Source organism: Streptomyces sp. NPDC055078 (assembly GCF_053607985.1).
The window spans coordinates 1-2,451 of the sequence record NZ_JBSGUP010000924.1 but is presented as its reverse complement, the minus strand read 5'-3'; the positions used below and the strand labels follow the sequence as shown (position 1 = coordinate 2,451).

General features: G+C 72.2%; 2 protein-coding genes. Both read left to right on the top strand.

The window, feature by feature from the left end; translation table 11 throughout:
- Positions 1–1,115: MFS transporter (locus ACWF94_RS38635; RefSeq protein ID WP_453499676.1), on the top strand; the 1,115-nt coding region annotated here is incomplete at its 5' end.
- Between the two features lie 110 nt (positions 1,116–1,225).
- On the top strand, positions 1,226–1,993 hold the full coding sequence (locus ACWF94_RS38630) for a crotonase/enoyl-CoA hydratase family protein (RefSeq protein ID WP_453499674.1): 768 nt from the start codon (positions 1,226–1,228) through the stop codon (positions 1,991–1,993).
- The last annotated feature ends 458 nt before the right edge of the window (positions 1,994–2,451 follow it).

Sequence of the window (2,451 nt, the reverse complement as noted above, 5' to 3'; positions counted from 1 at the left end):
GCTTCTTCTGGCTCTACGCCGTCGGCAGCATCCTCGGCGGCTGGCTCGGCGGCCGGGTCGCGATCCGCTGGCTGCTGGCGGGAATCGCCGTCATCTGGGCGATCACCCTCACCCCGATGATCGGCCAGGTCGGCTTCGCGACCCTGGTCGTCTGCCGGGTCATCCTCGGTTTCGCCGAGGGCCCCGCCGTGGCGCTGGTCATGCATGTCACGCACACCTGGTTCCCGGCGGACAAGCGGGCGCTCCCCAGCTCGCTGGTCGCCATCGGATCGACCGGGGGCCCCGTCATCGCGGCACCGGTCGTCACCTGGATCATCAGCGGCTACTCCTGGCACACCGCGTTCGCCGTCCTCGCCGTGACCGGCGGCATCGTCGCCGTGCTCTGGCTGGTTTTCGGCGCCGAGGGCCCGTACCGCGACGCCGGCGCCGGCGAGCGGCAGGCGGCGCGGTCCCCGCTGCCGCAGCGGCTGCCGCTGGTGAAGGTACTGACGACCCGGACCCTGATCGGGCTCGCGGTGCTCTTCGTGTCCACCTTCGCGATCATGTCGGTCAAGATCACCTGGCTGCCGATGTATCTGCGCCAGGGGCTCGGTTACGACGCCGGGACCGCGAGCCGGCTGGTCTCCCTGACGTATCTGGGAGTCGCCATCGCCGTCGTCGCGACGGGGCTCGTCTCCTCCGCCATGACCCGCAAGGGGATGTCGAACCGGACCACCCGGGGTGTGCTGGCCGGAGGGGTCGTCGTGTTCGCGGGTCTCGCCACCGTCACCTTCCCGCTGCTGGACCGAGGCGCCGCCCTGCTCGTCCTGGTCGTCGTCAGCGGCTCGCTGACCTCGGCGGGGTACGGAGTGGCCTTCGCCGGGCTGTCCGATGTGGTTCCCGCCGGACAGCGCGGTCTGGTGTTCGGCATCATCACCGCCGTCTACAGCATCGGCGGCATCGTCGCCCCCGCGGTCATGGGGGTCGTGGTCAACAGCAGCGCCGACCCGAAGGACGGCTACGGCCAGGGCTTTATGATCCTCGGCTTTGTCATGATCGTCGGCGCGGTCATCTCGATCCTCATGGTCAACCCCGAGCGGGACGTCGCCAAGCTCTCGGCCCTCGCCAAGAGCTGACCGGCGGGACGTTCCGCGCATCCGGCCGGCCGCGTCCGGCGAGTCCCGCCGGTTCCGCCGAGTCCCGGCGAGTCCCGCCGAGTCCCGTACCCGAGCGAGGAGCACCCGCGATGACAGCCGAAGTACTCACCGAGTTCCGCGACGACGGCATCGCCGTCATCACCGTCAACCGGCCCGGCGCCCGTAACGCCCTCAACCGCGCCGCCGCGCTCGGCCTCGCCGCGGCCCTCGACGAACTGGACGCCCGCGACGGACTGCGTATCGGCGTCCTCACCGGCACCGGGGGTACGTTCTGCTCCGGCGCCGACCTCAAGTCGTCGTTCACGGACGGGTCGCCGTTCATCAAGGGCCGTGGATTCGGCGGCCTCACCGAGCGCCCGCCGCGCAAGCCGCTGATCGCGGCGGTCGAGGGATACGCGCTGGCCGGAGGCTGCGAGATCGCCCTCGCCTGCGATCTCATCGTCGCCGCCGACGACGCCGTGTTCGGCATCCCGGAGGTCAGGCGCGGCCTCATCGCCGCCGCCGGCGGGCTCACCAGGCTCCAGCACCGCATCCCGTACCACCTGGCGATGGAACTCGCGCTCACCGGCGATCCGCTTCCCGCCCGGCGTGCCCACGCGCTCGGCCTGGTCAACCGTCTCAGCGCGCCCGGCCGCGCCCTGGCGGCCGCGCTGGAACTGGCGGCCGGGATCCACGCCAACGGCCCGCTCGCGGTCCAGGCGACCAAACGCGTGCTGGTGGAGTCGGCGGACTGGCCGGCGGACGAGCGCTGGCACCGCGTACGGGAGATCCGCGACCGCGTCCTCGCCTCCGACGACGCGCGGGAAGGCGTCCGCGCCTTCGCCGAGAAGCGCGCGCCCGTCTGGACCGGTCGCTGAAGCGATCGCGCAGGACCGCCCGGTGGCCACTTCCGCGGTGGGCAAGGGCCGCTCCCGGCACTGGACCCCCGTCCGCGCCGGGCAAGGTCGCTTCCCGACCCCACTGGCGCCGATTGAATGTTCTCGTGGCGGACGGACGGGCGGGGCTCCCGGCCCGCCCGCCGCCGGTGGCCGGTCCCGGTTCCCCGTACCGCCGGGTCGGTTGCACGGGTCGCAGCCCGGCACCGTCCAGGGGACATGACGGCCAGGTCAGATGGTCTGTACGGGAGAGCGGGCGAGGCACTGACGGGATACGGCACAGGCGAAGAGCCCTCGGCACCCCACTCCCGGCACCGGGCGAAGGCATGGTGCCGGGTGCGCGAGGGGGTCTGGACAGATGGGCGAACCCTTATTAACTTAGCAATCGTCCGGGCCGTGCTGTGGCCCGTGTGCAGACATCGATCGCGGCCCCGCCGGGC

Coding starts and splice junctions, on each gene's coding strand:
- ACWF94_RS38630 (WP_453499674.1), top strand. CDS start 1,226: ATGACAGCCGAAGTACTCACCGAGTTCCGCGACGACGGCATCGCCGTC.